We start from the raw sequence: 25,808 nt of genomic DNA on the forward strand, positions 1-25,808 counted from the left end.
GCATCGGCGGCCGTGGGCGCGTGTCCCGGGCCGTGCCGCGCCCGCCCTCGTTTTCAAGGATTGCCATGAGCGTTTACGACAAGCTGAAGGAACTCAACATCACCCTGCCCCCCGTGGCCGTGCCCGCCGCCGCCTACGTGCCCTATGTGCAGACCGGCAACCTGGTGTTCCTGAGCGGCCACATCGCCCGCAAGGACGGCAAGCCCTGGGCCGCGCAGTTCGGCCGCGACATCACCACCGAGGAAGGCAAGGCCGCCGCGCGCGCCGTGGCCGTCGACCTGCTGGGCACGCTGCATGCGGCCACCGGCGGCGACCTGAACCGCGTGCAGCGCATCGTGAAGGTGATGAGCCTGGTGAACTCCACGGGCGACTACACCGAGCAGCACCTGGTGACCAACGGCGCCAGCGAACTGCTGGGCGAAGTGTTCGGCGACAAGGGCAAGCACGCGCGCAGCGCCTTTGGGGTGGCACAGATCCCCATGGGTGCCTGCGTGGAGATCGAGTTGATCGCCGAGCTGGCCTGAGCCGCGCACCGCGTTCTTTCCCAGCCTCCCGCGTGCGCTCGTCGCGGCATGCGGAAGGTGAAGGAGCCAGCCCCGCGCGCCCGCGTGGCAAGCAAGGCGCCCCGTCAGCGAAAGGCGTGCGACCGCACGCGGATCAGAAGGACTCCCAGTCGTCCTCACCACCTTGGGCCAGTGCCGCAGGCCGTGCGGCGGCGGCAGGTGCAGCAGCCGCACGCAGGGGGGCCGCCACACGCTGCGCCGGCGCCCGTGCCGGCGCTGCCGCCGCGCGGGGCGCGGCGGGTGCCTTGCCCACAGGTGCCACCGGCATGGGACGTGCCTGTGGAGCAGCCGGCACGGGGCGTGCGGCTGACGGCACAGCAGCTACCGCGCCATCGATGCGGAATGCTGCCACCACGCGCGTGAGGTGATCGGCCTGCTCGCGCAGGCTTTGCGCCGCGGCGGCGCTCTCCTCCACCAGCGCCGCGTTCTGTTGCGTCATCTGGTCCAGTTGACCCACGGCCTGGTTTACCTGCGAGATGCCCGCACTTTGCTCGGTGGCGGCGGCGGTGATCTCGCCCATCATGTCGGCCACGCGCTGCACCGACTGCACCACCTCTTGCATGGTGGAGCCGGCGCTGTGCACCAGGCGCGAGCCGCTTTCCACGCGGCCCACCGAGTCGCTGATCAGGTCCTTGATCTCCTTGGCGGCCGATGCCGAGCGCTGCGCCAGGTTGCGCACTTCGCCCGCCACCACCGCAAAGCCCCGGCCCTGCTCGCCCGCACGCGCCGCCTCCACGGCCGCATTCAGCGCCAGGATGTTGGTCTGGAAGGCGATCCCGTCGATGACGCCGATGATGTCGGCGATCTTGCGGCTGCTGTGCTGGATGTCGTCCATGGTGGACACCACCTCTCCCACCACGCTGCCGCCGCGGCGCGCCACGTCGCTCGCGCCGCCGGCCAGCTGGCTGGCCTGGCCCGCCGTCGCCGCGCTGTGCTGGACGGTGCTGGTGAACTCCTCCATGGCCGCGGCGGTTTGCTGCAGGTTGCTGGAGGTGGATTCGGTGCGCGCGGACAGGTCCTGGTTGCCGGTGGCGATCTGCGCGCTGGCCACGGCAATGCTGTCGGTGGTGTGGCGCACCTCCTGCACCATGCGCGCCAGCGAGTCGCGCATGCCGGCCAGCGAGCGCAGCAGCTCGCCAAATTCATCGCCACGCTGCACATCCACCGCCTGCTCGCGCAGGTCGCCGTCCGCCACGCGCGCCGCGAGCGCGTTGGCCTCGGCCAGCGGGCGCTGGATGCTGCGGATCAGGAAATACGCCCCCAGCACGATGGCCGCGAGCATCATGGCTGCGGCCGCGGCCGCCAGCTTCACCGTGAGCATGCGCGTGGCGGCCATCTCTGCCTGGCGCGCCTGGGCGGTCTGCTCCTGCATGCGCACGAATTCCTGCAGCGTGCCCAGGTAGGTGGCCACGGCGGGCACGTAGGACTGCTGCGCCAGGCGCACCGCCTCGTCATGGCTGCCGGCGTCCTTGAGCTGGCGGGCCTGGTTGCGCAGATCGATCATGGCCTTGCGCGCGGTGGCGATGCGCCCCATCTGCTCGCGGTCGGCGGGCGTGAGGGCCATGGCTTCCAGCCCCTTTTGCAATTCGCTGATGCGCGCCGAGGTGGCGGCAATGTCGCCCTTGAACGCCTGCTCCACCACGGCATCGGTGCTGAGCACCAGCGCCAGCGTGCGGGCCGCATTGGTCTCGGTCAGGCCGGCCCAGCGTGTGGCCGTCTGCACGCGCTGCGTCATCTCGCGGCTCAAGGCGTCGGATTCGGCCTGCGCCCTGGCAGAGCGCACACCAGCCACGCCCACGACGGTCAGTTGGGCCAGCACGATGCAGCCCACGGCGAGCCAGAGTTTGTGGGAAATGCGCAGCGATCTCATGGGGTGGGCTCCTGGAATTCGTTATGGCGGGGTTGCGAGAATGCTACCAAACGCAACAAAGAAGCCCCGCCGCCCACGCGACATACTATCGCTATCAAAAAATAGCTTCTCGCGCTTTCTACGCCGTAACTTCAACGGCTTTTATCCGTAAAAGCTTGTAACAGCAAGCGCGACCAGCTATTGTTTTTGAATCACTCTACGCGCAGCACGTCGGACGGCTTGAAACCCAGGTCGGCCGCCTTGCCCTTGCGCCCGCGCACTGCGCGCGCGTTGTTGAGCGAGCGGATCTCCAGCTGCTCCTCGCGCGGCTTGCCGCCGCGGCCCACGCCCACGAAGCGCACGCTGCGCGTGTAGGCCGCCGCGCCGGCCAGTTGGTCCTTGGGCTCCAGGTCGATGAGCATCAGCCCGCGGCCGCCCTTTTCCATGAGCTTGAGTTCGGCGATCTCAAACGTGAGCACTCGCCCACCCACGGATGCGCAGCACACATGGGTGGCGGGCGCCAGCGGCTGGCTGCCGCTGGTGAACGCCGCATGCGAGGGGCGGCACAGGCGTTCGCCCTCACCCAGGTTCACAAAGGCCTTGCCGCCACGGTTGCGTGCGGTCATGTGCTCCACGGTGGACAGGAAACCATAGCCGCCCGAGCCCGCAAGCAGCAGCGCTGCGTTGGCCGGTCCGGCGAAGTAGTGCACCGGCTGCGTGCCGGCCTCCAGCTCGATCAGCGTGGTGATGGGCTGGCCGTCGCCACGCCCGCCCGGCAGGCTGGACACGGCCACCGAGTACACCCGCCCGTTGCTGCCGAAGACGATGAGCGTGTCCACCGTGCGGCACTCAAAGGTGCCGTACAGGCCGTCGCCCGACTTGAAGGCGAAGCTGCCCGCCTCGTGCCCGTGGCCCTGGCGCGCACGCACCCAGCCCTTTTCGGACACCACCACGGTGACGGGTTCGTCCAGCACCTTGACCTCGGCCACGGCCTTCTTTTCGGCTTGGATCAGCGTGCGGCGCGCGTCGCCGAACAGCTTGGCGTCTGCCTCGATCTCCTTGACCATCAGGCGGCGCAGCGAGGCGGGGTTGGCGAGGATGTCCTCCAGCTTGCCCTGCTCGTCGCGCAGCTCTTTCAGCTCCTGCTCGATCTTGATGGCTTCCAGCCGCGCCAGTTGGCGCAGGCGGATTTCCAGAATGTCCTCGGCCTGGCGGTCCGACAGGTGAAAGCGCGCGATCAGCGCCGCCTTCGGCTCGTCGGCCTGGCGGATGATGGCGATCACCTCGTCGATGTTCAGCAGCACCAGCTGCCGCCCCTCCAGGATGTGGATGCGGTCCAGCACCTTGTCCAGCCGGTGCTGGCTGCGCCGCGTGATGGTGGTCTGGCGGAAGTCGATCCACTCCTGCAGCATCTCGCGCAGCGACTTCTGCACGGGCCGGCCATCCAGCCCCACCATGGTCAGGTTGATGGGCGCGGAGGTCTCCAGGCTGGTGTGCGCCAGCAGCGCGGTGATGAGGTCCTGCTGCGGCACCTTGCCGGTCTTGGGTTCGATGACCAGGCGCACCGGCGCGTCCTTGCTGGACTCGTCGCGCACGCCGTCCAGCAGTGCCAGCAAGGCAGCCTTGAGCTGCGTCTGCTCCTGCGTGAGTGCCTTCTTGCCGGTCTTGACCTTGGGGTTGGTGAGTTCCTCGATCTCCTCCAGCACCTTCTGCGCGGAGACGCCCGGCGGCAGCTCGGTCACCACCATCTGCCACTGGCCGCGCGCCAGGTCCTCGATCTTCCAGCGCGCGCGCACCTTGAGGCTGCCGCGGCCCGTGCGGTAGGCGTCCTGGATGTCCGCATCACTGCTGATGATCTGGCCGCCGCCCGGGTAGTCAGGGCCGGGGACCAGCGCGAACAGCTCCTCGTCGCTCAGCTGCGGCTTCTTGACCAAGGCCACGCAGGCGTCGGCCACCTCGCGCAGGTTGTGGCTGGGGATCTCGGTGGCCAGGCCCACGGCGATGCCGCTGGCGCCGTTGAGCAGCGCGAACGGCAACCGCGCGGGCAGCTGGCGTGGCTCCTGCGTGCTGCCGTCGTAGTTGGGCACGAAATCCACCGTGCCCATGTCGATCTCGTCCAGCAGCAGGCCGGCGATGCGGGTCAGGCGCGCCTCGGTGTAGCGCATGGCCGCCGCGCCGTCGCCATCGCGGCTGCCGAAGTTGCCCTGGCCGTCGATCAGCGGGTAGCGCTGGTTGAAGTCCTGCGCCAAGCGCACCAGTGCGTCGTAGGCCGACTGGTCGCCATGCGGGTGAAAGCGGCCCAGCACGTCGCCCACCACGCGGGCGCTTTTGACGGGCTTGGCCGCCACGTTGCGGTTTGGCCCGCTGTAGCCCAGGCCCATGCGGTCCATGGCGTAGAGGATGCGCCGCTGCACGGGCTTGAGGCCGTCGCACACGTCGGGCAGCGCGCGGCCCTTGACGACCGAGAGGGCGTATTCCAGATAGGCGCGCTGGGCATAGCCGGCCAGTTCCAGGCTGTCGCCGTGGTCGGCGGGCGCGGAGAAGTCGAGAGTGGGTTGGTCGCTCATTCAGTGAAGACAGACTCGGTCGATGACTGCCGGGCCAGGCGCGTGGGCGCAGGCGTGGACATGCGCTGCGCGTCGCCGCGCTCACCGGCATCGGATAGGGAATGGGGCGTGGCGGGCAGTTCCATGCGCACGCGCCCGGGGTTCGCGCGCTGACCGCGCGTCGGTAGCGGCGGCTTGAGCAGCGCATACAGGCCCATCACACTCTGTACGTAGTTGCGCGTCTCGCGGTAGGCGGGAACGCGGTTGCCGGCGCGCTGCACGGCACCCTCGCCCGCGTTGTAGGCTGCCAGCGCCAAGTCCAGGCGGCCCTCGAAGAGATCCATGAGGTAGCGCAGGTAGCGCGTGCCCGCGGCCACGTTGGTGGCGGGGTCCACCAGCTTTTGCTCCACCGAGCGCCTGGCGTCGCCGCTCACACCGAAGCGGCTGGCGGTGGCGGGCATGAGCTGCATCAGCCCCACGGCGCCGCGCGGCGAAACCGCACGGGTGTTGAAACCCGACTCGGTGGCGATCACCGCCTGCAGCAGCGCGTAGTCCACGCCATGGCGCGCCGACGCCGAGCGCAGGTGCTGGCGCACGAGCTTGTAGTCGTGCGACACCTCGAAGAAGGCCAGCAGCCGCGCCCCCGAGGGACTGGCCGGCCCGGTGGAGACATCGGCCGCACCCTGACGTCCGGTGTTGGAGCCGTCGCGCTCGGAGTCGAAGTCGTTGCCGCGAAAGAACAGCGCGTAACGCTCGTCCAGCTGCTGCGCGGCGAAATGCGTCACGCCGCGCTCGTCCACGAAGGCCCACAGGTCCGCATGCGCGGTTTGCTGCAAAAAAAGGAGCGCGCAGCACATGCCAGCCGTGCGCAAAAGCCCCAAAAGGCTGTTACGCATACGGTATCCCAGGCGCGCAGTCATGGCGAGTGCCTTCGTCAGATGTCCACATCCACCAGGTCGCCGTGCAGCTCCATGAGCTCGCGGCGCGCGGCGGCCTCGCCCTTGCCCATGAGCTTGGTGATCAGGCCCTCGGTGGCGGTGAAGTCGAATGTGCCCAACTGCACCGGCAGCAGGCGGCGCGTGTCGGGGTTGAGCGTGGTCTCCCACAGCTGCTCGGCGTTCATTTCGCCCAGGCCCTTGAAGCGGCTGATCTGGCATTTCTCGCGCGGCACGCCGTCCTTGGCGCACTTGTCGAGGATGCTTTCCAGCTCGGATTCATCCAGCGCATACACCTTGGCCGCGGGCTTCTTGCCGCGCGCCGGCACGTCCACGCGAAACAGCGGTGGCCGGGCGACAAAGATATGGCCGGCCTCGATGAGCTTGGGGAAGTGGCGGAAGAACAGCGTGAGCAGCAGCACCTGGATGTGCGAGCCGTCCACGTCCGCGTCCGAAAGGATGCAGATCTTGCCGTAGCGCAGGCCGGACAGGTCAGGGGTGTCGCTCGGGCCGTGCGGGTCCACGCCGATGGCTACCGAGATGTCATGCACCTCGGTGTTGGCAAACAGGCGGTCGCGGTCGACCTCCCAGGTGTTGAGCACTTTGCCGCGCAGCGGCAGGATGGCCTGGCTTTCCTTGTCGCGGCCCATCTTGGCACTGCCGCCGGCCGAGTCGCCCTCGACCAGGAAGACCTCGTTGTAGGCCAGGTCGCGGCTTTCGCAGTCGGTGAGCTTGCCGGGCAGCACCGCCACGCCCGAGCCCTTGCGCTTTTCGACCTTCTGGCCAGCCTTTTGCCGCGTTTGCGCGGCCTTGATGGCCAGCTCTGCCAGCTTCTTGCCGTATTCCACATGCTGGTTCAGCCACAGCTCCAGCGCCGGGCGCACGAAGCTGGACACCAGCCGCACGGCGTCGCGCGAGTTCAGCCGCTCCTTGATCTGCCCCTGGAACTGCGGGTCCAGCACCTTGGCCGCCAGCACATAGCTGGCGCGCGCAAACACGTCCTCGGGCAGCAGCTTCACGCCCTTGGGCAGGAGCGAGTGCAGTTCGATGAAACTCTTGACCGCGTTGAACAGGCCGTCACGCAGGCCGCTTTCATGGGTGCCGCCGGCGCTGGTGGGGATCAGGTTCACGTAGCTCTCGCGCACCGGCTGGCCTTCCTCGGTGAAGGCCACACACCATGCGGCGCCCTCGCCCTCGGCAAAGCTCTCGTTGTGGCGGTCGGCGAAGCCCTCGCCCTCGAACAGCGGGATCACCGGGTCAGCGCTCAGCGTCTGCGCCAGGTAGTCGCGCAGGCCGCCCTTGTACTGCCAGGTCTGGGTGTCGCGCGTCTTTTCATTGACCAGCTGCACCGTGACGCCGGGCATGAGCACCGCCTTGCTGCGCAGCAGGTGCGTCAGCTCGCCCATCGGAAGGTTGCTGGACTCAAAGTATTTGGCGTCGGGCCAGACGCGCACAGTGGTGCCCTGCTTGCGCTCGCCCGCCTGCAGCGGGCGCGCCGCCAGCGGCTCGGTCACGTCGCCGCCCGCAAACACCAGGCGCGCCACCTGGCCCTCGCGGTGGGTGGCCACCTCCAGCCGGGTGGCCAGGGCGTTGGTGACGCTTACGCCCACACCATGCAGGCCGCCCGAGAAGCTGTAGGCCCCGCCCTTGCCCTTGTCGAACTTGCCGCCCGCGTGCAGGCGGGTGAACACCAGTTCCACGACCGGTGCGTTCTCCTCGGGATGCAGGCCGAACGGAATGCCTCGGCCGTCGTCCTCCACGCTCACCGAGCCGTCGGTGTGCAAGGTCACCTTGATCTTCTTGCCAAAGCCCGCCAGTGCCTCGTCGGCCGCGTTGTCCAGCACCTCCTGGATGATGTGCAGGGGGTTGTCGGTGCGGGTGTACATGCCCGGCCGCTGCTTGACGGGCTCCAGTCCCTTGAGGACGCGGATCGAGCCTTCGGAGTAGTCGCTGGCGGAGGTGGATGCGGGTTTGACTGCCATGGCGGCGGATTGTAGTGCTGGATATAAAACCAGGATGGTGACACTTTCTTGCCCCGCCAGCGTGCCGCACAGGGGGGCGCCAAGCAGGCGACACGGGTTTTCGCTACATTCGCCGGATGCACGACGCAACCCGAAAACTGTCCATGGCCCAGGTGCTGATCTGCGGCGCCGCCATCGTCACTCTGTCCATGGGCATCCGGCACGGCTTCGGCCTGTGGCTGCAGCCCATCACCCAGGACATGGGCTGGACACGCCAGACCTTTGCCCTGGCCATGGCCATTCAGAACCTGTCCTGGGGTCTGTTCGGCATCTTTGGCGGCATGCTGGCCGACCGCCTGGGCGCCTTCCGCGTGCTGATCGGCGGAGCAGTGCTCTACGCCATGGGCCTGGCCGGCATGGCGCTATCTCCCACGCCGCTGCTGTTTTCGCTGACCACGGGCGTGCTGATCGGCGCTGCACAGGCGGGCACCACCTACGCCATCATCTACGGGGTGCTGGGCCGGCAGATCCCGGCCGACAAGCGCTCCTGGGCCATGGGCGTGGCCGCTGCGGCGGGCTCGTTCGGCCAGTTCCTCATGGTGCCGCTGGAGGGGCAACTGATCCTGCGCCTGGGCTGGCAAGAGGCCCTGCTGGTGCTCTCGGCCATGGTGATCCTGATCGTTCCGCTGGCCTTCGGCCTGCGCGAGCCGGGCTTTCATGGCAGCGCCCCCATCAAACGTACCCAATCCGTGGGCGAGGCCTTTGCCGAGGCGCTGCGCTACCGCAGCTTCCTGCTGCTCACCGCCGGCTACTTCGTGTGCGGCTTCCAGGTGGTGTTCATCGGTGTGCACATGCCCAGCTATCTGCGCGACCAGGGCCTCACGCCCCAGGTGGCCAGCTATGCGCTGGCGCTGATCGGGCTGTTCAACGTGTTCGGCACCTATATCGCGGGCTCGCTGGGCCAACGGATCCCGAAGCGCCACATCCTGGCGTTCATCTATTTCGCCCGTGCCGTGGCCATCACCATCTTCCTGCTGGTGCCGCTGTCGCCGCTGTCGGTCTACGTGTTCTCGGCCGTGATCGGCGCACTGTGGCTGTCCACGGTGCCCCCCACCAATGCCACCGTTGCGCAGATCTTCGGGGTGCAGCACCTGTCCATGCTCAGCGGCTTCGTGTTCTTCAGCCACCAGATCGGCAGCTTCCTGGGCGTGTGGCTGGGCGGCTATCTGTATGACCGCACGGGCAGCTACGACATCGTGTGGTACCTGGCGATTGTGTTGGGCATCCTCGCCGGCCTGGTGAACCTGCCCGTACGCGAGGGCGCCATCGTGCGCGCCACCCCTCAGGCGGCCTGACCATGCGCACGCTGTACAAGCGGTCGATCGTCGCAGCTGCGCTGCTCGCGGTGCTGCTGGGGGTGTTCGCGCTGTACCTGCAGCCCGACTTCATGCTGACGCTGGCGGACCAGATCTGGGCCTGCTTCTGACGATGGCCCCGCACGGCACCGCCCATGCGCCGCTGCCCGCGGCCTCGGAATGGATACAGCGCTGGTCCCACCTGGTGCCTGCGGGCGGCAGTGTGCTGGACGTGGCTTGCGGTCACGGCCGTCACATGCGCTGGTTCCATGAAAGAAAACACCCGGTAACGGGCATAGATAAAGCGCCAGAAGCTATCGAAAGCATAGCACCATGGGGCGCAACGATCGTTGCGGATATCGAGGCTGGCCCCTGGCCCCTGCCCGGGCAGCGCTTTGCCGGCCTGGTGGTCACCAATTACCTGTGGCGTCCTTTGCTGCCCACCATCGTGGACAGCGTGGCGCCCGGTGGCGTGCTGCTCTATGAGACCTTCGCCGTGGGCAACGAAACTGTCGGCCGGCCCGCACGGGCCGAATTCCTGCTGAGGCCGGGCGAACTGCTGCAGGCCTGCCGGGACCTGCGCATCGTGGCTTACGAGGAAGGCTTCCTCGATGCGCCCGCGCGCTTCGTGCAGCGCATCGCCGCCGTGCGGCCTGCGCCGTCCATGGACGAGCCTCTGCGCGCGCCGCTGCGCGCGCCGCTGCAGGGCCCCGTCTAGTTAGAATGTCTTTTTACCGTTTTTGAACGCGGACATGACTTCTCCCAGCGCCCCCCTGACCGGCAGCATCGTCGCCCTCGTCACGCCCATGCATGACGACGGCAGTGTGGACTACCCCGCGCTGCGCAAACTCATCGACTGGCACATCGCAGAAGGCACCGACTGCATCGGCGTGGTGGGCACGACCGGCGAATCGCCCACGGTGAACGTGGAGGAGCACTGCGAAATCATTCGCGTGTCCGTGGAACAGGCCGCCAAGCGCGTGCCCATCATGGCGGGCTGCGGCGCCAATTCCACGGCCGAGGCCATCGAGCTGGCCAGGTTCGCCAAGAAGGTCGGCGCCGACAGCCAGTTGCAGGTCGTGCCCTATTACAACAAGCCCACGCAGGAAGGCCAGTACCGCCACTTCAAGGCGATCGCCGAGGCCGTGGGCGACCTGCCGATGGTGCTGTACAACGTGCCCGGCCGGTCGGTGGCGGACATGCAGCACGAAACCGTGCTGCGCCTCACGCAGGTGCCCGGCATCGTGGGCATCAAGGAAGCCACAGGCAACATCGAACGCGCGCAATGGCTCATCCGCGACGTGCCCAAGGGCTTTGCCGTGTATTCCGGCGATGACCCCACGGCCGTGGCGCTCATGCTGTGCGGCGGCCAGGGCAACATCAGCGTGACGGCCAACGTGGCGCCCCGCCTGATGCACGAGCTATGCGTAGCCGCGCTGGCCGGCGACACCCGCCGTGCCATGGAGATCCAGTTCCGCCTGATGCCCGTGCACAAGCAACTGTTCGTCGAGGCCAACCCCATCCCCGTGAAGTGGGCTGTGCAGCGCATGGGCCTGTGCGGCGGCGCTCTGCGCCTGCCCATGACGCCCCTGAGCCAGGGCAACGAAGCCGTGGTCGAGGCCGCCCTGCGCGCCGCGGGGCTGCTCTAAGCTCTAATTTCACCCAGCCTGTTGCCAGCTTGCAGCGTATTTGGAACGCTCCCGGCCGAATCTGGATCAATGAGGATTTTCGCGTGAACGCTACCACCCGTTTGGGCCTGCTGGGCCTTGCCGTGACCCTGTCCGCCTGCTCCGTGCTGGAGAACGACAAGATCGATTACAAAAGCGCCACCAAGGGGGCAACCCTGGAGGTGCCTCCGGACCTGACGCAGCTCTCGCGCGACACACGCTACACGGTGCCTGGCGGCGTCGTGTCTGCTGCCGCTTTCGAAGCCGGCCAGGCGCAACAGCCCCGCGGCGCGGCGAGCGCAGCCCCGAAGTCCATTGGAGACGTACGCATCGAGCGCGACGGCAACCAACGATGGCTGGTGGTGGACCGCCCTGCCGACCAACTGTGGGACCCGGTGCGTGACTTCTGGATCGAAAACGGCTTCGTGTACGTGCTGGAACAACCCAAGCTCGGCCTGCTGGAGACCGACTGGGCCGAAAACCGCGCCAAGCTGCCGCAGGACATCATCCGCTCCACGATTGGCAAGGTCTTCGATTCGCTGTATTCCACGGGCGAACGCGACAAGTTCCGGACCCGCCTGGAGCGCAACGCCAGCGGCGGCACGGAGATCTACATCAGCCACCGCGGCATGGTGGAGGTCTACACCAACACCCAGAAGGACAACACCGTCTGGCAGCCCCGCCCGGCCGATCCGGAACTGGAAACCGAATTCCTGCGCCGGCTGATGGTCAAGCTGGGTGTGAGCGAGGAGCAATCCAAGGCCGCCGCCGCAGCGCCCGTACCCTCCGCCCCGTCCGCGCGCATGGCCACGGTGGACAACGTGCCGGTGGTGCAGCTTGATGAAGGCTTCGACCGCGCGTGGCGCCGCGTGGGCGTGTCGCTGGACCGCACCGGCTTCACCGTGGAGGACCGAGACCGCAGCCAGGGCGTGTACTTCGTACGCTACGTCGCCCCGACCGAGAAGAAGGAGCAAGGCTTCTTCAGCAAGCTGTTCAGCCGCTCGCCCGACGCGGTGCCGCCGCTGAAGTACCGCATCGTTGTGCGCAGCGAGGGCAACCGAAGCACCGTGTCTGTGCTCAACGCCGCAGGCGCGCCCGAGACCTCCGCCAATGCGCAGCGCATCGTGCGCGTGCTCGCGGATGATCTGAAGTAAAAGGGGCGGCGCCGCGCCGCTTGCGCCTACACGATGCTGCGCTTTCGCAATCTGGCCAGCGGCAGCACCGGCAACGCCACGCTGGTTGAAGGGCGCAGCGGCGCGCATACCCGGCGCCTGCTCGTGGATTGCGGGCTGGGCATCCGGCAACTGCAATGGCGCCTGGAGGCTGCCGGTACGGCCCCGGCGCAGTTGGATGCCGTCTTCATCACGCATGAGCATTCCGATCATGTGGGCTGCGTGCTGAAGCTCGCCCTGCGCGAACGCATCCCCGTTTGGATGAGCGAGGGCACCTACGGCGCCCTAGGGTCACCCGACCTTGACGGCCTGCTGCATGTGGCGTGCGATGGCGTACCCGTCGATATGGGCAGCTTTTGCGCACATCCTTTCAGCGTGCCGCATGACGCACGTGAACCATTGCACTTGCGCTGCAGCGATGGCGCGACGCACATCGGCCTACTGACCGACCTGGGCCATGCGGCAGAAACGGTGGTGGAACGGCTGCAGGGTTGTCACGCGCTGCTGCTCGAAGCCAACCACGACGCCGACCTTCTGGCGTCGGGCGACTATCCCGTGTTCCTGAAACGGCGCATCGCAGGTCCGCGTGGGCACCTTCCCAACCATGTCAGCGCGGACATCCTGCACGCCGTACATCACCCGAATCTGCGACACGTGGTGGCTGCACACCTGAGCGCACACAACAACCGACCGGATCTCGCGCAATCCGCTCTGGCGCAAGCTGTGGGGTGGCATGCAAGTGACATCGTAGTGGCCGATCCGCGCGAGGGCACTCCCTGGATCGAGGCCAGCTACTGAGCCATTGCCCAAAAAAGAAAACCCCGACCTTGCGGTACGGGGTTTGCAGCAAGCCCGGCCCCTGGAGGGGCCCGGCATCAGGGTGTTCTTACTTGGCTTCGGAAGCGGCAGCGCCGGTAGCGGCGGCAGCAGCAGCATCAGCAGCCGCCTTGGCGGCATCGGAAGCTGCGTCGGTAGCGGCAGCAGCAGGTGCCTCGACAGACGCTGCGGGCGCGGGAGCAGGTGCGGGCTCAACAGCCGGTGCGGGAGCAGGAGCTTCCACAGGAGCGGGAGCAGGTGCGGGCTCTTCCTTCTTGCCGCAGGCGGCGAGAGCGGCAGCAGCGATCAAAGCAGCCAGAACGACGGAGTTCTTCATTTGGTGTCCTATCAAGGGGAACGATTGTTATCAAACAGCCCAACGCCGCCATCCACACGGCCAGTCAGGCAGTGGCGCTACGCTTTGCGAAGCAAACGCCGGGGGCAAAACCAGTTCGAAATTATAGAAAGATTTCGTCAATAGTGGATAACACGAATAACTGGCTACCCTTGTTACAAAGAGGGTGAATCCGTCACAGGCCAAGTACGGATGCAGGGAATCCAGGAGTGCTCTTGCGGTCTACCCACTCCTGCAGCGATTCGCGCAGGATGATGCGGCGCTCCGGCTCGGCGCCGGCGACGCCGTTGCACCGCACCGGGTCGTGCCGTTGTAGCGCCCACAGCGGCGACCACAGTGCACTGGGCACATCCTGCGGATCTGCGACGGACGCCTTGCGGCAGACAATGATGTGGTCCCAGCGCACGCGCCACTGCACAAAGCGCGCGTGCCGCCGCACGATTTCATCGAACCCCGCCGCCACCAGCACGAAGCGCCGCCCCGCCCGCGCCCAGTCCTGCAGGGAATTGGCCACGGAGCGCTCCCCCAACGGCCAATCGTGGAAGCTGGCGTCCGATAGGATGAGTTCGGGCCAACCTTCGCGCGCAGCGCATGCCAGGGCATCGCGCACCAGTTGCTGAAATGCCACCCGCCCTTCAAACCGGCCAGCGGGCAGCGATGGCTGTGCGTGCGAGATGGCGTCTTCCATGGTTTATCTCCGGCGGCGACGCGTCAGGCCTGCGCGCCCGCATGGGCCCAGCCTGCCTCGCACCAGGCGGACAGCAGTTCCAATGCTTCATCGCTCGCCCGCGCGAGGTCCCGCGAGCCCAGGAGACGCTCGTCGGCCAAGCGACGCATCAGTACCGCATCGCGACCGGCCGCGCGATAGCTTTCGCCGTTGATGAAAACATGCCTGTCGTCATACATCATGCGCGTGCGCCGGTCCAGCACCACGCTCTCCAGCATGCCCGCCGGAGACGGCGCGAACCACACGTTGGGCTTGGGTTCGGTCAGAGCCTCGCCCAGTGCGCACTCCAGCGCCTGAGGCTGCTGCAACGCGCGCTGCACCGCCTTGCGTGCGAAGTCTTGCAACGCGGCCGGGATGGCTCCCGGGTTCGCAACAGCGGACTGCTGTGCGTCACGGTAGATGGCCCCCTCCTCGTCGGCCGCCGCCTCCGCCATGCGCTGCAGCACCTCATGCGCCAACTGGGCACCATTGGGCGAGCGAAAGCCGATGGAATAGGTCATGCATTCCCCCTCGGCAATGCCATCGTGGGCCCAGCCCGGGGGCAGGTAGAGCATGTCGCCGGGCTCGAGCACATGCTCTTCTTCGGGCTCGAAAGCCGCCAGGATCTTCAGCGGCAACCCGGGGCGCAGCGTCTTGTCCTTTTGCCGGCCGATGCGCCAGCGCCGCCGCCCGTGGGCCTGCAGCAGGAAGACGTCGTAGTTGTCGAAATGCGGCCCCACACCTCCGCCGTCGGTGGCGTAGCTGATCATCAGGTCATCAAGCCGCGCCTCCGGCACGAAACGGAACTGCTGCAGCAGCGCATGCACGGCATCGTTGTGCAGATCCACGCCTTGCACCAGCGCGGTCCAGCGCGGCGTGGCCAGGGACGGCAGGGAGCGGCGTGCCAACGGCCCATGGCGCAGCACCCATTGGCCGGCCTTGTCCTGGATGAAGCGCGACTCCACACCGTCCTGCCCGGCCAGCTCCAGCAGTTCGGCGCGGCTCAGCAGCGGCTTGAAGCCGGGGATGGCCTGGCGCACCAGCAGCGGCTTCTTGTGCCAGTGGCGGCGCATGAACTGCGCCGGGCTCAGGCCCCCGAGCAGGGCCAGCGGTTGTTGAACGTCCATGGAATCAAAATGGCCGCGCGCGCGGCAGGGCAGTGAACTGCGACAATTCTCCTATGGAAATTACCGAACAATGTGTGGTCGCCTTGACCTGGGTCTTGAAAGACACGCTGGGCGAGGAACTGGATGTGCTCGACGATCCCGTGGAATTCCTCGTGGGGGGAGACGACCTGCTGGGCCGCATCGACCAGGCCCTGCAGGGCCATGGCGTCGGCGCCGAACTCTCGCTGCACCTGGAGCCCGAGGAAGCTTTTGGGGACTACCAGGACAAGCTGCTCTTCCTGGAGCCCCGCCAACTGTTTCCCGCGGATATCGAAGAAGGCATGACGTTCGAGGGAACGGCTTTGCCCCAAGGCGTCAACCCCGATGCACCGCGCGACGCGCTGTACACCGTGGCGCAGATCTACCCTGAGCACGTGGTGCTGGACGGCAACCATCCGCTGGCAGGCATCGCACTGCGGCTGCAGCTCAAGGTGCACGCGGTGCGCGAAGCCACGGAGGAAGAAATCGGCCGTGGCACAGCGGGTACGGGGTTCTTCCGCATTCAGCCGCAGGCGCCGGGCAGCGACCTGATCCACTGAACCACGCATTTTTCGACACACAGCCCCAAAAGACGGGCTCCCCTCGGGAGCCCGTTGTGTGTGCGCGGCGAAGCCATCGGCGCGTCAATCGTCTTACATGCGCGATATCTGTCCGCCATACAGCCGCACGCGGTCGCCGGTGCGCAAATCGCCTGGCGACGGCACTTCGTACACCCGCTGGCCGCCCCGGTCCAGGTTCACCGTGATGCGATAGGCCTCGTAATCGCCGGTGTTATTGCGGCCTTCGATAGCGTTGCCCGCCACCGCGCCACCCACGGCCCCGATGGCGGTAGCCGCCGTGCGGCCGGAGCCCGAGCCAATTTGATTGCCCAGCACGCCGCCCACGACGGCACCCAGGATCGCGCCAGCGCCGGAGGTGCGGTTGCGCGCCTGCAGTCCCTCGATGTAGGCCACGGTGCCGTACTCGGTACCTTGCTGGTTGGTGTATCCCGGCGCCGGTTGGCTGGTGTAGCCGGGCGTCGGATGGTAGTCAGAGTAGCGCGGCTGTTCGGCGCAAGCAACCAGTGCGCCAGCCACCAGCGTGGAGCCGGCCAAGGCGATGAAGCGGGAATGAGGACGCATGGAAATCTCCTTGGTTCAACAATGCAAGCATGGCTACATGAAAGCGGCCACCCATTGGCAGATTGAAGCACCGCGGCATCCTCCACACTGCCGTCCATGCCCGGCGGGCCTCGTAGTGAAGTGCGCATCCGCCATGTAGGCAGGGGCCGACAGCGGCGCTGGCGCTCAGTGCTTGCCCGTGGAGCCGTAGCCGCCCTCACCGCGCTCGCTGGCCGGAAACTCCTGCACCACGTTGAACTGGGCTTGCACCACCGGCACGATGACCAACTGCGCCAGGCGCTCCATGGGCTGCAGGGTGAAGGCCTGGGGGCTGCGGTTCCACGCGCTGACCATGAGTTGCCCCTGGTAGTCGCTGTCGATCAGGCCCACAAGGTTGCCCAGCACGATGCCGTGCTTGTGGCCCAGCCCCGAGCGCGGCAGGATCAGCGCGGCATAGCCCGGGTCCTCAAGGTAGATGGCGATGCCCGTGGGCACCAATTGCCAGGCGTTGGGCTCCAGCGTGAGCGGCGCATCCAGGCACGCGCGCAGGTCCAGCCCCGCGCTGCCGGGCGTGGCATACGTTGGCAATTGATCCGCCATGCGGGGGTCGAGAATCTTGACGTCGATTTTCATGGGAGCAGAGGTTCAAAGGAATGGTCGCGCGGTGTCACGCCGGCAGCACCGCGGGCCGAACCCGCGATCATCGCCCAACCGGGGCGTCCCTACCCGCTCAAACGGCGGCAAGGCGCCGCGCGATCTCCGCCACCAGCTGATGGCCCAGCGCTTCCTTGGAAGCACGGGGCAGTTCACGATGGCCCTGCGCGTCAACCAGCAGCAGCGCATTGTCGTCCTGCCCGAACGTGGCCGGGCCGATATTGCCCACCAGCAACGGCACGCCCTTGCGCTCGCGCTTGGCGCTGGCATGCTCCAGCAGGTTCTCGCTCTCGGCGGCAAACCCCACACAGTACAGACGGCCAGCGCGCGCGCGCTCGGTGCGCGCCACCGTGGCCAGGATGTCGGGGTTCTCCACAAACTCCAGCGCCGGCACGTCGCCCGTGCCGTCCTTCTTGATCTTGTGCAGCGCAGCAGTGGCGGGACGCCAGTCCGCCACCGCGGCCGTAGCTATGAAAATAGTAGCTTCTCGCGCTTGCCCCTCAACGATTGCAAGCATATTTTGTGCTGAACGCACGTCGATGCGGCGCACGCCGCGCGGGGTGGGCAGGTGCACCGGCCCGGCGACCAATGTGACCTGTGCGCCAGCGGCACGCGCCGCGCGGGCAATCGCAAAGCCCATCTTGCCGCTGGACAGGTTGGTGATGCCGCGCACCGGGTCAATGGCCTCGAAGGTGGGGCCAGCGGTAATCAGCACGTGCTGGCCCGTAAGCAACTGGGGGGTGAAGAAGGCCTCCAGTTCCTCCAGAATCTCCGCGGCCTCCAGCATGCGGCCGTCGCCCGTCTCGCCACAGGCCTGGTCACCAAAGCCCACGCCCAGCACCGTTGCGCCGTCGCGCGCCACCTGGGCCAGGTTGCGCTGTGTGGCCGGGTGGCCCCACATCTCGCGGTTCATGGCGGGCGCCAGCAGCAACGGCACCCGATCCCGGGGCCGTGCCAGACACAGCAGGCTCAATAACTCGTCGGCCCGCCCCTGCACCAGCCGCGCAATGAAGTCCGCGCTGCACGGCGCAATGAGGATCGCGTCCGCCTCGCGGCTCAGGTTGATATGGGGCATGTTGTTCGCCTCGCGCGCGTCCCACTGCGAGGTGTAGACGCTGCGTCCCGACAGCGCCTGCATGGTCACGGGCGTGATGAACTGCGCAGCCGCCTCGGTCATGACCACCTGCACCGTGGCGCCGGCCTTCACCAGCAGCCGGCACAGTTCCGCCGATTTGTAGCAGGCCACGCCGCCGCTCAAGCCCAGGACAATGTGTTTGCCAGCCAACTGTTCGTTCATGGGGGCGCAATTTAGCAGAGGGCATGGCCCCTGCCCTGCATCCCAGCAGTGGGCTGATTACAATCCCAATTTCCCACCACCATCAAAGACATGACCAAATTCGTCTTCGTCACCGGCGGTGTGGTGTCTTCCCTGGGCAAGGGAATCGCCTCAGCCTCCCTTGCCGCGATCCTCGAATCGCGGGGTCTCAAAGTCACCCTCATCAAGCTCGACCCGTACATCAACGTGGACCCGGGCACCATGTCGCCCTTCCAGCATGGTGAGGTCTTCGTGACCGACGACGGCGCCGAAACCGACCTGGACCTCGGCCACTACGAGCGCTTCATCGAAACGCGCATGAAGCAGGCCAACAATTTCACCACCGGCCGCATCTACCAGTCCGTGCTGGAGAAGGAGCGCCGCGGCGACTACCTCGGCAAGACTGTGCAGGTGATCCCGCACGTGACCAATGAAATCCAGGAGTTCATCAAGCGCGGCGCCGGCATCGGCACGCCAGACGCCGTGGACGTGGCCATCTGCGAGGTGGGCGGCACGGTGGGCGACATCGAGTCGCTGCCCTTCCTGGAGGCGGTGCGCCAGCTCTCGCTGAAGCTGGGCCCGAACAATTCGGCCTTCGTGCACCTGACCTATCTGCCGTGGATCGCGGCAGCCGGCGAACTCAAAACCAAGCCCACGCAGCACACCGTGCAGAAGCTGCGCGAGATCGGCATCCAGCCCGACGCGCTGCTGTGCCGCGCGCTGCACGCCGTGCCCGAGGAAGAGAAAGAGAAGATCTCCCTCTTCACCAACGTGGCCGAATGGGGCGTGATCTCCATGTGGGACGTGGACACCATCTACAAGGTGCCGCGCATGCTGCACGAGCAGGGCCTGGACGGACTGATCTGCGACAAGCTGCGCCTGAACACACCGCCCGCCAACCTCAAACGCTGGGACGACCTGGTGTATGAGACCGAGCACCCGCGCGGCGAGGTGCAGATCGCCATGGTGGGCAAGTACGTGGAACTGTCGGACGCCTACAAGTCCGTCAACGAAGCGCTCAAGCATGCAGGCATGCAAAGCCATGTGCGCGTGAAGATCACCCACCTGGATTCCGAGACCATCACCGACGACAACGCCGCGCAACAGCTGGCGCAGTACGACGCGATCCTGGTGCCCGGCGGCTTCGGCAGCCGCGGTGTGGAGGGCAAGATCTCCACCGCCCGCTATGCCCGCGAGCACAAGGTGCCCTACCTGGGCATCTGTCTGGGCATGCAGGTGGCCACCATCGAATATGCGCGCCATGTGGCGGGCCTGGCGGGCGCCAACTCCACCGAGTTCGACGCACACTGCAAGCACCCCGTGATCGCCCTCATCACCGAGTGGAAGGACGAGGACGGCACCATCAAGACGCGCGATGCCAACTCCGACCTGGGCGGCACCATGCGCCTGGGCGCGCAGTCCTCCGACGTGCAGCCGGGCACGCTGGCCCACAGCATCTACGGCGACGTGGTGACCGAGCGCCACCGCCACCGCTACGAGGCCAACGTGCAGTACCTGGACAAGCTGCGCACCGCCGGCTTGGTGATCTCGGCGCTCACGCAGCGTGAGCACCTGACCGAGATCGTCGAGCTGCCCAAGAGCGTTCACCCCTGGTACATCGGCGTGCAGTTCCACCCCGAGTTCAAGTCCACGCCCTGGAGCGGCCACCCGCTGTTCAACGCATTCATCAAGGCGGCCGTGGAACACCAGAAGCCAGCGGCGAAAGCCTGATTGGAAGGAAAGCCCATGCAGCTGTGCGGATTCAACGTCGGCCTTCAACATCGCTTCTTCCTGATCGCAGGCACCTGCTCCATTGAAGGCCTGGAGATGTCGCTCGACGTGGCCGGCCAACTCAAGGAGGCCTGCGCGCCGCTGGGCATCCCGCTGATCTACAAGGGCTCGTTCGACAAGGCCAACCGCTCGTCCGGCGCCAGCAAGCGCGGTGTCGGCCTGGATGCCGGTTTGAAGATCCTTGACGAAGTGCGCCGCCAGCTGCAGCTGCCCATCCTGACCGATGTGCACGAAACCTCGCACGTGGCCGAAGTGGCCAGCGTGGTCGACGTGCTGCAGACCCCGGCCTTCCTGTGCCGCCAGACGGATTTCATCCGCGCCGTGGCGCAAAGCGGCAAGCCGGTGAACATCAAGAAGGGCCAGTTCCTTGCGCCCTGGGACATGAAGAACGTCATCGACAAGGCCCGCGCCGCCGCGCGCGAGGTGGGCCTGTCGGAAGACCGCTTCCTGGCCTGCGAGCGCGGCGTGAGCTTTGGCTACAACAACCTCGTGGCCGACATGACCAGCCTGGCCGAGATGCGCAATTCCGGCGCGCCCGTGGTGTTCGACGTGACCCACTCGGTACAGAAGCCCGGCGGCCTGGGCGCCGTGAGCGGTGGCGCGCGCGACATGGTGCCCGTGCTGGCCCGTGCCGGCGTGGCCGTCGGCGTGGCGGGCCTGTTCATGGAAACGCACCCCAAGCCCGCCGAGGCATGGTCGGACGGCCCCAACGCCGTGCCGCTCAAGCACATGCGCGCGTTGCTTGAAACGCTGGTGGCGCTCGACGACGTGACCAAGAAGAACGGTTTTCTCGAAAACAACTTTGGAGCCTGACACCATGCCCAGCGGCTACATCATCGCCAACGTCCGCGTGACCAACCCCGCGCAGTACGAGGAATACAAGAAGTGGTCCACCGCCGCCTTCGCGGCGCACAACGCCGAGATCTGCGTGCGTGGCGGCCAGGTGGAGGTGATGGAGGGCGACTGGCAGCCCGAGCGTGTGGTGATCGCCAAGTTCCCCAGCTTCGAGGCGGCCAAGGCGTTCTACGATTCGCCCGAATACGGCAAGGCCCGTGCGGCGCGCGAGGGCGCGGCCATCATGCGGCTGGTGTGCGTCGAAGGCCTTTGATGCTACCCATTTGATAGCTGCCAGCGCTTGATGGAAAAGCGCTAGCGGCCAATTTGATTAAAAACTTCCGCAAAAGGAAACCCATGAGTGCCATCGTTGACATCGTAGGCCGCGAAGTGCTGGACAGCCGCGGCAATCCCACCGTCGAATGCGACGTGCTGCTGGAATCGGGCGTGATGGGCCGCGCGGCCGTGCCCTCGGGCGCGTCCACCGGCTCGCGCGAAGCCATCGAGCTGCGCGACGGCGACAAGGCCCGCTACCTGGGCAAGGGCGTGCTCAAGGCCGTGGAGCACATCAACACCGAGATCAGCGAGGCCGTACTGGGCCTGGACGCCTCCGAGCAGGCCTTCCTGGACAAGACCCTGATCGACCTGGACGGCACCGACAACAAGAGCCGCCTGGGCGCCAACGCCATGTTGGCCGTCTCGATGGCCGTGGCCCGCGCCGCTGCCGAAGAGTCCGGCCTGCCCCTGTACCGCTACCTCGGCGGCATGGGCGGCATGCAGCTGCCCGTGCCGATGATGAACGTCATCAACGGCGGCGCGCATGCCAACAACAGCCTGGACCTGCAGGAGTTCATGATCATCCCCGTGGGCGCGCCGAGCTTCCGCGAGGCCGTGCGCTGGGGCGCCGAGGTGTTCCACGCGCTCAAGAAGATCATCCACGACAAGGGCATGAGCACCGCCGTGGGCGACGAAGGTGGTTTTGCGCCTTCCGTGGAAAACCACGAAGCCGCCATCCAGCTGATCCTGCAGGCGATTGAAGCCGCCGGCTACACCGCGGGCGAGCAGATCGCCCTGGGCCTGGACTGCGCCGCCAGCGAGTTCTACAAGGACGGCCAGTATGTGCTGGAAGGCGAAGGCGGCCTGCGCCTGACCGCCCAGCAGTGGACCGACATGCTCGCCACCTGGTGCGACAAGTACCCCATCATCTCCATCGAAGACGGCATGGCCGAAGGCGACTGGGACGGCTGGAAGACCCTGACCGAGCGCCTGGGCCAGAACGTGCAGCTGGTGGGCGACGACCTGTTCGTGACCAACACCAAGATCCTGAAGGAAGGCATCGACAAGCGCATCGCCAACTCGATCCTTATCAAGATCAACCAGATCGGCACGTTGACCGAGACCTTCGCCGCCATCGAGATGGCCAAGCGCGCCGGCTACACCGCCGTGATCAGCCACCGCTCGGGCGAGACCGAGGACTCGACGATCGCCGACATCGCCGTGGGCACCAACGCCGGCCAGATCAAGACCGGCTCGCTCTCGCGCTCCGACCGCATCGCCAAGTACAACCAGCTGCTGCGCATCGAAGAAGACCTGGGCGACATCGCCTTCTATCCCGGCCGCGCCGCGTTCTACAACCTGCGCTAAGCCCACCCGCACCGCTGCGCCCCGCCATGGGCACACGCATCGTCCCGCTCGCCCTGCTGCTGCTCCTCGTGGGGATCCACGCGCAGCTGTGGACCGGGCGCGGCAGTGTCGGCCATGTAGAGGACATGCGCCGGCAGATCGCCGCCCAGCAGGCAGCGAATGCGCAGGCGCGCCAGGCCAATGAGCGCCTGGCCGCCGAAGTGCAGGACCTGAAGGACGGCCTGGAGATGGTCGAGGAAAAGGCGCGCAGCGAACTGGGCATGGTCAAGCCCGGCGAGATCTACGTGCACGTCACGCCGGCCCGCAAGTGAGCCCCTCGCCCGGCCCCGTGCCCGGCGCTGCGGCGGTGCGCATCGCCATCCTGGGCGCGCACACGCCCGCCTGCACCGCCTTGCGCGACGGCATCGCACAGCACTGTCCCGCGCTCGCAGTCACGGTGGCCGGCCCCGATCTGCCGGCCCTGCCGGCGGACCTCACGCTGCTGTGCGCACTGGACCTTCCCGATGCACATGAACTGCAGTTGCGCGCCGCGCTGGCCCAAGCCGGCACGGCCTACCAGGTGCTGTACGGGCCGCCAGCGGCGCAACTTCGCAACGCACTAAACGCTATTGATTTAATAGCTACTCGCGCTTATCCATCAAACGTTGAGGCCGAATTGGAGTCGGAACCCAGCCATCCTCGGCTGCGCGCTTGGGGTTGCGAAGAATGCGTGGAGCCACAGTGCGAGCACCGGCTGTTCACCGCGCTGCGCGGCCTGGGTGCAGGGGCGTGAGGCGGACGCTTCACGCTCGTTGAAGCGCGACCACCTGCAGCGCCGCGGCGCGCAGGCTGGCTCGCGAAAGCCGCCCAGAGCGGCCGCCTGGATCACTGCATGCGCGACGGCGCGGGCGGCTGCTTGTGCGGATCGGTGAACAGCTGCGCGGCATCCACCGGGTCGAAGTGGTATTGCTGGCCGCAGTATTCGCAGCCCACCTCGATGTTGCCACGCTCCTCCAGGATGCTCTCGACCTCTTCCGTGCCCAGGCTGCGCAGCATGTTGCCCACACGCTCGCGGCTGCAGGAACACGCGAAGCGCGGGCCGCTATCGCCCTGCTGAGGCGCGAAGCGCAGCAGTTTTTCCTCCCAGAACAAGCGGCGCAGGATGGTGTCCACGTCCAGCGTGAGCAGCTCCTCGCGCGTGAGGCTGCTCGCCAGCGTGGCGATACGGTTGTAGTCCTCGTTGCGGCCGATCTGGTCCTCGTCCTCGCGCCCATGGCCGCCGGCCAGGTTGGCCTCGCCCTTCAGGGGCATGCGCTGGATCAGCACGCCCGCGGCCACCTGGTCGTTGGCAGCCAGCACCAGGGTGGTATCAAGCTGCTCGGACTGCAGCATGTAGTGCTGCAGCACGTCGCTGAGCTTGTGCAGCTTTTCCTGGTGGTCGCCATACAGCGGCACCACACCCTGGTAGGGCTGCTGGCCGGGCAGGCGGTCCTTGGGGTCCAGCGTGATGGCGCAGCGCCCGCCGCCGCCCACGTTCACCATGTCCGGCAGGCCCGCGTTCGCGGGCAGTTCGCCCGACACCGACGCGGTGGCGCGCAGGCTCAGGTCGGACTGCACCTCGGCCACGGCCAGCTTGACGGGGCCGTCACCAAAGACCTGCAGCACCAGCGCGCCGTTGAACTTGATGTTCGACTGCATCAGCACGCCGGCGGCGGCCATCTCACCCAGCAGCTCGCTCACGGGCGCCGGGTATGGCCCCGTTTCGGTGTTGGCCGCGCGGCGGCGCAGGAGCTCTGTCCAGGCGTCGGTCAGGCGCACGATCATGCCGCGCACGGGCAGGCCATCAAACAAAAACTTGTGCAGTTCGGACACGCAGTATTTCCAGTCAATCAACGGCCGGGCTATTACCCCAGCTTGCGCAGACCCGCCTTGAAGCGGCGCGCGTTTTCCATGTAATGCCGCGCACTCTGGCGCAGCCCTTCGATCTGCTCGGGCGTGAGCTGGCGTACCACCTTGGCCGGACTGCCCAGGATCATCGATCCGTCAGGAAACTCCTTGCCCTCGGTGACCAGCGAGCCGGCGCCCACCAGGCAGTTGCGGCCGATCTTCGCGCCGTTGAGCACGATGGCGCCAATGCCGATCAGTGATTCATCCCCGACGGTGCAGCCATGCAGCATGACCTGGTGGCCCACGGTGACGCGCTCACCGATCACCAGCGGCTGGCCGATGTCGGCGTGCAGCACGCTCGCGTCCTGCACGTTGGTACCCGCGCCGATGGTGATGCGCGCCGTGTCGCCACGCACCACGGTGCCGAACCATACGCTGGCGTCCTCGCCCAGCACCACGTCGCCCATCACCTGGCCACTGTCGGCCACCCAGGCCGATGCGGCCACCTGCGGCGCCACGCCGTCGAGTTCATAGATCGCCATCGCTTGTCTGTCTCCGTTGTTTGTGTAGGGGAACCTAGAATTGTAGGGATGGAGCTTCGCCAACGTGCCCTGGAGGTCTTGCGCCTCTGCGACCCTGAAGAAAATCGGCCGCAGCGCTGGATATGTATGCGCAAGCAGCTCGCATTTCAATAGCGACAGAAACGCGTCTCACCGCCCCGCCCGCCGACACCCTGCCCGGCCGCCCCGCGCGGCCGCAGCTGCTGCACCACACCGCCGTGGCACGCCGCTCGCCCGCCACGCCCGAGGGGCGCGCGGTGCTGATCCACGCCATCGCCCATATCGAGTTCAACGCCATCAACCTCGCGCTGGACGCCATCTGGCGCTTTGCGGGCATGCCCGAGACGTTCTACCGCGACTGGCTGCGCGTGGCGGCCGAGGAGGCGAAGCACTTTCTCCTGCTGCGTGACCACCTGCGCCGACAACTGCACCATGACTATGGCGACTTTCCCGCGCACCAGGGCCTGTGGAGCATGTGCGAGAAGACGGCCGACGACATCGTGGCGCGCATGGCCCTGGTGCCGCGCACCCTGGAGGCGCGCGGACTGGACGCCACGCCGCTGATCCAGCACAAGCTGCGCCAGGTCGGTACACCGGACGCGCTGGCCGCCGTGGCGATCCTGGACACCATCCTGCGCGAGGAAGTGGGCCACGTGGCCATCGGCAACCACTGGTACGGCTGGCTGTGCACGCGCGACGGACTGGACCCCGTGGCGCACTACGCCGCGCTGGTCCAGCATTACGAAGCCCCCCGCCCCAATCCGCCGCTGAACGAGGCGGCACGCCGCGCCGCCGGTTTCAGCGAGGCGGAGATGCGCTGGCTGCAGCACGGCTGAATCGCCTCCAGCCGCACTGCCATCCCCCAGCCATCGGGGGTTCTTCCCTACAATGCCAGCAGCGATACGCCACGCCGCTGCCGCCAGCCCTCGCGCCTGCAGCGGGCATCCGCATCG

At 67.0% G+C, this 25,808-nt stretch carries 26 protein-coding genes and 1 pseudogene; 15 read left to right on the forward strand and 12 right to left on the reverse strand.

What is annotated here, in order from left to right; all coding sequences use genetic code 11:
* Window positions 1-65 precede the first annotated feature (65 nt).
* Window positions 66-524, forward strand: a complete 459-nt coding sequence (locus BA022_RS10370; RefSeq protein ID WP_015912662.1) for a RidA family protein — start codon at window positions 66-68, stop codon at window positions 522-524.
* 133 nt (window positions 525-657) lie between these two features.
* Here BA022_RS10370 and BA022_RS10375 read toward each other — a convergent pair whose 3' ends face one another.
* The 4 genes from BA022_RS10375 to BA022_RS10390 all read right to left on the reverse strand — a co-directional run bounded on the left by BA022_RS10375 (window position 658) and on the right by BA022_RS10390 (window position 7,875).
* Window positions 658-2,433, reverse strand: a complete 1,776-nt coding sequence (locus tag BA022_RS10375) for a methyl-accepting chemotaxis protein (protein WP_088887455.1) — start codon at window positions 2,431-2,433, stop codon at window positions 658-660.
* Window positions 2,434-2,624: 191 nt separating this feature from the next.
* Window positions 2,625-4,979 carry a DNA topoisomerase IV subunit A gene (parC, locus tag BA022_RS10380; protein ID WP_088887456.1) on the reverse strand — a complete coding sequence of 785 codons (2,355 nt, stop codon included), beginning with the start codon at window positions 4,977-4,979 and terminating at the stop codon, window positions 2,625-2,627.
* The gene (locus tag BA022_RS10385) at window positions 4,976-5,854 is read right to left on the reverse strand and encodes a lytic transglycosylase domain-containing protein (RefSeq protein ID WP_088887457.1); all 879 of its coding nucleotides are present in this window, start codon (window positions 5,852-5,854) and stop codon (window positions 4,976-4,978) included. Before BA022_RS10385 ends, parC begins: the two co-directional genes overlap by 4 nt.
* A gap of 38 nt (window positions 5,855-5,892) precedes the next feature.
* Window positions 5,893-7,875, reverse strand: coding sequence for a DNA topoisomerase IV subunit B (locus BA022_RS10390; protein ID WP_088887458.1), 1,983 nt, complete (start codon window positions 7,873-7,875; stop codon window positions 5,893-5,895).
* A gap of 116 nt (window positions 7,876-7,991) precedes the next feature.
* On the opposite strand from BA022_RS10390, the gene BA022_RS10395 reads away from it, so the two are divergent.
* From BA022_RS10395 to BA022_RS10415, 6 genes are all read left to right on the forward strand, one after another.
* Window positions 7,992-9,209, forward strand: a complete 1,218-nt coding sequence (locus BA022_RS10395) for an MFS transporter (RefSeq protein WP_088887459.1) — start codon at window positions 7,992-7,994, stop codon at window positions 9,207-9,209.
* A gap of 2 nt (window positions 9,210-9,211) precedes the next feature.
* Window positions 9,212-9,340, forward strand: a complete 129-nt coding sequence (locus tag BA022_RS19560) for a hypothetical protein (protein WP_011804451.1) — start codon at window positions 9,212-9,214, stop codon at window positions 9,338-9,340.
* Window positions 9,341-9,342: 2 nt separating this feature from the next.
* Window positions 9,343-9,927 (forward strand): class I SAM-dependent methyltransferase, encoded by a 585-nt coding sequence (locus BA022_RS10400; RefSeq protein ID WP_088887460.1) that lies wholly within the window; start codon window positions 9,343-9,345, stop codon window positions 9,925-9,927.
* Between the two features lie 34 nt (window positions 9,928-9,961).
* Window positions 9,962-10,858 (forward strand): 4-hydroxy-tetrahydrodipicolinate synthase, encoded by an 897-nt coding sequence (dapA, locus tag BA022_RS10405; protein WP_011804449.1) that lies wholly within the window; start codon window positions 9,962-9,964, stop codon window positions 10,856-10,858.
* 83 nt (window positions 10,859-10,941) lie between these two features.
* Window positions 10,942-12,030 (forward strand): outer membrane protein assembly factor BamC, encoded by a 1,089-nt coding sequence (gene bamC / locus BA022_RS10410; protein ID WP_015912654.1) that lies wholly within the window; start codon window positions 10,942-10,944, stop codon window positions 12,028-12,030.
* A 33-nt stretch (window positions 12,031-12,063) separates the two neighbouring features.
* The gene (locus BA022_RS10415; RefSeq protein WP_088887461.1) at window positions 12,064-12,846 is read left to right on the forward strand and encodes an MBL fold metallo-hydrolase; all 783 of its coding nucleotides are present in this window, start codon (window positions 12,064-12,066) and stop codon (window positions 12,844-12,846) included.
* An 88-nt stretch (window positions 12,847-12,934) separates the two neighbouring features.
* On the opposite strand, the gene BA022_RS10420 is transcribed toward BA022_RS10415, so the two are convergent.
* The 3 genes from BA022_RS10420 to BA022_RS10430 all read right to left on the reverse strand — a co-directional run bounded on the left by BA022_RS10420 (window position 12,935) and on the right by BA022_RS10430 (window position 15,052).
* The gene (locus BA022_RS10420) at window positions 12,935-13,201 is read right to left on the reverse strand and encodes a hypothetical protein (RefSeq protein WP_041835919.1); all 267 of its coding nucleotides are present in this window, start codon (window positions 13,199-13,201) and stop codon (window positions 12,935-12,937) included.
* Between the two features lie 193 nt (window positions 13,202-13,394).
* On the reverse strand, window positions 13,395-13,907 hold the full coding sequence (locus BA022_RS10425; RefSeq protein ID WP_088887462.1) for a hypothetical protein: 513 nt from the start codon (window positions 13,905-13,907) through the stop codon (window positions 13,395-13,397).
* Between the two features lie 23 nt (window positions 13,908-13,930).
* Complete coding sequence (locus tag BA022_RS10430) at window positions 13,931-15,052, reverse strand: cupin domain-containing protein (protein ID WP_088887463.1); 1,122 nt, start codon at window positions 15,050-15,052, stop codon at window positions 13,931-13,933.
* A 53-nt stretch (window positions 15,053-15,105) separates the two neighbouring features.
* On the opposite strand from BA022_RS10430, the gene BA022_RS10435 reads away from it, so the two are divergent.
* Window positions 15,106-15,630, forward strand: coding sequence for an FKBP-type peptidyl-prolyl cis-trans isomerase (locus BA022_RS10435; RefSeq protein WP_015912650.1), 525 nt, complete (start codon window positions 15,106-15,108; stop codon window positions 15,628-15,630).
* 93 nt (window positions 15,631-15,723) lie between these two features.
* Here BA022_RS10435 and BA022_RS10440 read toward each other — a convergent pair whose 3' ends face one another.
* From BA022_RS10440 to coaBC, 3 genes are all read right to left on the reverse strand, one after another.
* The gene (locus BA022_RS10440; RefSeq protein WP_088887464.1) at window positions 15,724-16,212 is read right to left on the reverse strand and encodes an outer membrane lipoprotein; all 489 of its coding nucleotides are present in this window, start codon (window positions 16,210-16,212) and stop codon (window positions 15,724-15,726) included.
* A 165-nt stretch (window positions 16,213-16,377) separates the two neighbouring features.
* Complete coding sequence (gene dut / locus BA022_RS10445; RefSeq protein WP_088887465.1) at window positions 16,378-16,824, reverse strand: dUTP diphosphatase; 447 nt, start codon at window positions 16,822-16,824, stop codon at window positions 16,378-16,380.
* Window positions 16,825-16,921: 97 nt separating this feature from the next.
* Window positions 16,922-18,142 (reverse strand): bifunctional phosphopantothenoylcysteine decarboxylase/phosphopantothenate--cysteine ligase CoaBC, encoded by a 1,221-nt coding sequence (gene coaBC, locus BA022_RS10450; RefSeq protein WP_088887466.1) that lies wholly within the window; start codon window positions 18,140-18,142, stop codon window positions 16,922-16,924.
* Between the two features lie 90 nt (window positions 18,143-18,232).
* On the opposite strand from coaBC, the gene BA022_RS10455 reads away from it, so the two are divergent.
* The 6 genes from BA022_RS10455 to BA022_RS10480 all read left to right on the forward strand — a co-directional run bounded on the left by BA022_RS10455 (window position 18,233) and on the right by BA022_RS10480 (window position 23,201).
* A complete protein-coding gene (locus BA022_RS10455; protein ID WP_015912646.1) occupies window positions 18,233-19,891 on the forward strand; it encodes a CTP synthase in 1,659 nt (552 codons plus the stop codon).
* 15 nt (window positions 19,892-19,906) lie between these two features.
* Window positions 19,907-20,764: a 3-deoxy-8-phosphooctulonate synthase gene (kdsA, locus tag BA022_RS10460; RefSeq protein ID WP_088887467.1), complete on the forward strand. Its 858-nt coding sequence runs from the start codon at window positions 19,907-19,909 to the stop codon at window positions 20,762-20,764.
* Between the two features lie 4 nt (window positions 20,765-20,768).
* Entirely contained in the window at window positions 20,769-21,059 is a 291-nt protein-coding gene (locus tag BA022_RS10465; RefSeq protein ID WP_088888590.1) for a DUF1330 domain-containing protein, read from the forward strand.
* 83 nt (window positions 21,060-21,142) lie between these two features.
* The gene (eno, locus tag BA022_RS10470) at window positions 21,143-22,429 is read left to right on the forward strand and encodes a phosphopyruvate hydratase (RefSeq protein WP_015912643.1); all 1,287 of its coding nucleotides are present in this window, start codon (window positions 21,143-21,145) and stop codon (window positions 22,427-22,429) included.
* 26 nt (window positions 22,430-22,455) lie between these two features.
* Complete coding sequence (locus BA022_RS10475) at window positions 22,456-22,740, forward strand: septum formation initiator family protein (RefSeq protein WP_011804436.1); 285 nt, start codon at window positions 22,456-22,458, stop codon at window positions 22,738-22,740.
* Window positions 22,737-23,201, forward strand: a complete 465-nt coding sequence (locus tag BA022_RS10480) for a hypothetical protein (RefSeq protein ID WP_088887468.1) — start codon at window positions 22,737-22,739, stop codon at window positions 23,199-23,201. The genes BA022_RS10475 and BA022_RS10480 overlap by 4 nt, the downstream gene beginning before the upstream one ends.
* Window positions 23,202-23,293: 92 nt before the next feature.
* On the opposite strand, the gene hslO is transcribed toward BA022_RS10480, so the two are convergent.
* Together hslO and BA022_RS10490 are read right to left on the reverse strand one after the other, a co-directional pair.
* Window positions 23,294-24,280 carry an Hsp33 family molecular chaperone HslO gene (gene hslO, locus BA022_RS10485; RefSeq protein ID WP_088887469.1) on the reverse strand — a complete coding sequence of 329 codons (987 nt, stop codon included), beginning with the start codon at window positions 24,278-24,280 and terminating at the stop codon, window positions 23,294-23,296.
* A gap of 32 nt (window positions 24,281-24,312) precedes the next feature.
* Window positions 24,313-24,837, reverse strand: coding sequence for a gamma carbonic anhydrase family protein (locus BA022_RS10490; RefSeq protein WP_011804433.1), 525 nt, complete (start codon window positions 24,835-24,837; stop codon window positions 24,313-24,315).
* Between the two features lie 48 nt (window positions 24,838-24,885).
* On the opposite strand from BA022_RS10490, the pseudogene BA022_RS10495 reads away from it, so the two are divergent.
* Window positions 24,886-25,691 (forward strand): annotated as a pseudogene (locus BA022_RS10495) (ferritin-like domain-containing protein).
* Window positions 25,692-25,808: the final 117 nt, after the last annotated feature.

Source organism: Diaphorobacter nitroreducens, from assembly GCF_002214645.1.
Lineage (GTDB): Bacteria > Pseudomonadota > Gammaproteobacteria > Burkholderiales > Burkholderiaceae_C > Diaphorobacter > Diaphorobacter nitroreducens.

What these genes read in the sequence shown, in the direction of transcription:
- BA022_RS10465 (WP_088888590.1), top strand. Translation starts at nt 20,769, where the DNA reads ATGCCCAGCGGCTACATCATCGCCAACGTCCGCGTGACCAACCCCGCG.
- dapA (WP_011804449.1), top strand. Translation starts at nt 9,962, where the DNA reads ATGACTTCTCCCAGCGCCCCCCTGACCGGCAGCATCGTCGCCCTCGTC.
- parC (WP_088887456.1), bottom strand. Translation starts at nt 4,979, where the DNA reads ATGAGCGACCAACCCACTCTCGACTTCTCCGCGCCCGCCGACCACGGC.
- BA022_RS10415 (WP_088887461.1), top strand. Translation starts at nt 12,064, where the DNA reads ATGCTGCGCTTTCGCAATCTGGCCAGCGGCAGCACCGGCAACGCCACG.
- BA022_RS10425 (WP_088887462.1), bottom strand. Translation starts at nt 13,907, where the DNA reads ATGGAAGACGCCATCTCGCACGCACAGCCATCGCTGCCCGCTGGCCGG.
- BA022_RS10385 (WP_088887457.1), bottom strand. Translation starts at nt 5,854, where the DNA reads ATGCGTAACAGCCTTTTGGGGCTTTTGCGCACGGCTGGCATGTGCTGC.
- BA022_RS10420 (WP_041835919.1), bottom strand. Translation starts at nt 13,201, where the DNA reads ATGAAGAACTCCGTCGTTCTGGCTGCTTTGATCGCTGCTGCCGCTCTC.
- kdsA (WP_088887467.1), top strand. Translation starts at nt 19,907, where the DNA reads ATGCAGCTGTGCGGATTCAACGTCGGCCTTCAACATCGCTTCTTCCTG.
- BA022_RS10435 (WP_015912650.1), top strand. Translation starts at nt 15,106, where the DNA reads ATGGAAATTACCGAACAATGTGTGGTCGCCTTGACCTGGGTCTTGAAA.
- dut (WP_088887465.1), bottom strand. Translation starts at nt 16,824, where the DNA reads ATGAAAATCGACGTCAAGATTCTCGACCCCCGCATGGCGGATCAATTG.
- BA022_RS10390 (WP_088887458.1), bottom strand. Translation starts at nt 7,875, where the DNA reads ATGGCAGTCAAACCCGCATCCACCTCCGCCAGCGACTACTCCGAAGGC.
- BA022_RS10430 (WP_088887463.1), bottom strand. Translation starts at nt 15,052, where the DNA reads ATGGACGTTCAACAACCGCTGGCCCTGCTCGGGGGCCTGAGCCCGGCG.
- BA022_RS10490 (WP_011804433.1), bottom strand. Translation starts at nt 24,837, where the DNA reads ATGGCGATCTATGAACTCGACGGCGTGGCGCCGCAGGTGGCCGCATCG.
- BA022_RS10370 (WP_015912662.1), top strand. Translation starts at nt 66, where the DNA reads ATGAGCGTTTACGACAAGCTGAAGGAACTCAACATCACCCTGCCCCCC.
- BA022_RS10375 (WP_088887455.1), bottom strand. Translation starts at nt 2,433, where the DNA reads ATGAGATCGCTGCGCATTTCCCACAAACTCTGGCTCGCCGTGGGCTGC.
- BA022_RS10440 (WP_088887464.1), bottom strand. Translation starts at nt 16,212, where the DNA reads ATGCGTCCTCATTCCCGCTTCATCGCCTTGGCCGGCTCCACGCTGGTG.
- BA022_RS10395 (WP_088887459.1), top strand. Translation starts at nt 7,992, where the DNA reads ATGCACGACGCAACCCGAAAACTGTCCATGGCCCAGGTGCTGATCTGC.
- BA022_RS10400 (WP_088887460.1), top strand. Translation starts at nt 9,343, where the DNA reads ATGGCCCCGCACGGCACCGCCCATGCGCCGCTGCCCGCGGCCTCGGAA.
- coaBC (WP_088887466.1), bottom strand. Translation starts at nt 18,142, where the DNA reads ATGAACGAACAGTTGGCTGGCAAACACATTGTCCTGGGCTTGAGCGGC.
- BA022_RS10475 (WP_011804436.1), top strand. Translation starts at nt 22,456, where the DNA reads ATGGGCACACGCATCGTCCCGCTCGCCCTGCTGCTGCTCCTCGTGGGG.
- BA022_RS19560 (WP_011804451.1), top strand. Translation starts at nt 9,212, where the DNA reads ATGCGCACGCTGTACAAGCGGTCGATCGTCGCAGCTGCGCTGCTCGCG.
- BA022_RS10455 (WP_015912646.1), top strand. Translation starts at nt 18,233, where the DNA reads ATGACCAAATTCGTCTTCGTCACCGGCGGTGTGGTGTCTTCCCTGGGC.
- eno (WP_015912643.1), top strand. Translation starts at nt 21,143, where the DNA reads ATGAGTGCCATCGTTGACATCGTAGGCCGCGAAGTGCTGGACAGCCGC.